The organism is Halobacillus sp., from assembly GCF_049282395.1.
Classification (GTDB): domain Bacteria; phylum Bacillota; class Bacilli; order Bacillales; family Halobacillaceae; genus Halobacillus.
The window spans coordinates 1-2,373 of record NZ_JBAPTY010000101.1 but is presented as its reverse complement, the minus strand read 5'-3'; the positions used below and the strand labels follow the sequence as shown (position 1 = coordinate 2,373).

Annotated in this window: 2 protein-coding genes; both read right to left on the bottom strand. The window is 39.0% G+C overall.

The features are described 5' to 3' along the window. Positions 1-71: 71 nt before the first annotated feature. Positions 72-665: a CotY/CotZ family spore coat protein gene (locus tag WAM07_RS04820; protein ID WP_422165241.1), complete on the bottom strand. Its 594-nt coding sequence runs from the start codon at positions 663-665 to the stop codon at positions 72-74. A gap of 177 nt (positions 666-842) precedes the next feature. After that, a complete protein-coding gene (locus WAM07_RS04815) occupies positions 843-2,099 on the bottom strand; it encodes a DNA polymerase IV (protein WP_422165239.1) in 1,257 nt (418 codons plus the stop codon). Positions 2,100-2,373: the final 274 nt, after the last annotated feature.

The following is a 2,373-nucleotide window of genomic DNA, read 5'->3' as shown; positions in this document are numbered from 1 at the left end:
GATAAATGTCTATGTAAGAAGGTAGCCTAGCAAGGATTACCTTCTTCTTTGCTTTTTACTATAATGATTATTTAGTGACGTAAATGAATGGCTGGTAGGCAGGTAATCGAACAGAAGCATGACAAATCGACCGTAATACAAATACCCGTGCCTGTTAAGTCGTCCACCTCTTTATGGTCGATCTGACCGCAAGCAGAATGATCAGCTTTACTATGGCATTTCTCCCCTTGATCCTTGCCATGTTTTAGATCTGATTTGAAGACGAGTAATTCGAGAACAGCACATTCTTTTTGGATGTCTTTAACCTTGAAAATAAAAGAATTTACACATTTGAACTTTGTTTTCTTCGAGTGACAGTGATAGGTGGTGACCCCTGTACCTTTATAAGGTTCACACCCACAATACAAAATAAATGGAATCGTGTTTTTCCTGACTTTCCTCTCCCCTAGTAAATCTTCTATAGACTGCTTACAGGATGAGTGGCAGCCATTATCTTTGTCTGCTTTCTTTTGAGCGGCCAGTATAGCTTCCAATACATCGGACACGCAATTTTCATAGTGCTTACCTTTTTTGTTATCTTCTTTTTTGTGATAGCCGCAATCTTTTTTATAATCGTCTTTCCAATCATGATCATAACTTTCATATTTATAATCTTTAAAATACATGATTGTTTTCTCACTCCTTCAAAGGTTTAAAATAGTATACGCTGAAGAATCTACTTCGCGTAATAACTATGCCTACCAGGAATGAAAAAACAGCTTTCAGACTCACAAATACTGGTTATGACTTACTGTTTATGGGTTATTTCTAATAAATCCAATGTGAATGAAAGTTTAGTAAATCTATGCATAATGACCACCAATTTTCTTGCTTCGCTCGATGGTGATGCCACCGCTTGTATAACTGCTCGCTCTAAGGACAGCTGTAGTACCGTATTCATCACGAATCCGATCCATAACGTCCGCTAAATCCTTTTTCTTAGGTTCGTTGTTAAATAAGCTGAGCTGAACATCACACCCATCATTCAAGTTGGTTAAAGCAACAGATGCTCTCCGAATCTTACTTTCTCCATCGTAAAAACGATGAAAAAGCTTCAAGCATACTTGATACATATCCCCTGTTATATTAGTCGGAGACTGTATAGACATAGACCGGCTGAAACCTCCTCCTGTTTCACTCGAATATCCTATTCCCAGATGAACCGTCCTTCCTTCCTTGTCATCGGTTCTGGCCCTGCGGCAAGCTTCCTCGCATAAATCAAGCAAGCAGGCATAAATTTCCTCTTTTTCATAATCTCTTAATAACGTAATTCCGTGACCATAAGATTTCTGCTCTGTCTTCACAAAGTTTCCATACACAGGACTCAGGTCAATCCCCCAGGCGTGCCAGTATAATTGCTCTCCCATGATGCCGAAATTTTTCTTCAAATACTTTAAGGGGTGGCGAGCTAAGTCCCCAAGCGTCAAAATCCCCATTCGATTTAAATTTTTGGTCATTCTTGATCCAATTCCCCACACGTCATGAATATCACATGGCCACAGCTTTGCTTCTACGTCTTCGTACCGGCATTCTGCAATTCCGTCTTCTGCCTTTTTTGCATGAATGTCCATAACGACTTTGGCAAGAAATTTGTTATCCCCAATTCCAATCACAGATTCTATTCCGAATTGCTCTCTTATCTCAAATTGAAGCATATGAGCGATTTCATACGGGTTTCCATAAAGCTTATTCAAGCCATTAATGGTGACCCACAATTCGTCCACCGAGTACACATGGATAGCCTGCTGAGGCACATAGTTCCTAATCATTTTGGTAATTTCCACAGATACTTCGAGGTAATCTCCCATGTGCGCAGGTGCAATAATTAGACCAGGATCGTCAGGTAGTTCAAAATATCTGCTGACGTTACTGATCCCATACCTCCGTTTCAGCGTGGGAGAAGCAGCGAGAACAATACTTCCTCTTCGCGTAGTGTCCCCTACCACCGCCAATAAGGCTTTTTTAGGATCGAGCCCTCTTTTCATACATTCCACACTTGCGTAAAAACTGCGCATATCAATACAAAGCACATCGTTTCGCGGATATCCTTGATAATCCACTCTCATCACTCCACACGAACGTTTGTTCTTATTATAAGGAAGTATTATCATGATGTAAAGGATTCTAATTGACTATATATTTTAAGAATTGTGCCATTCTGTTTATACAAAATAGTATTCATTATTATATTTTCACTGGAAAAGGGATTGAAACAGAAGTAGAAAAATAATGTCAGAACACTCCCAGTACAGACCATATAAAACATGCACAAAAATAAACTCTTCCTTATTTTAAGCATTTGATGATTTTTTACACAGTAAAAAGACGAAAAAA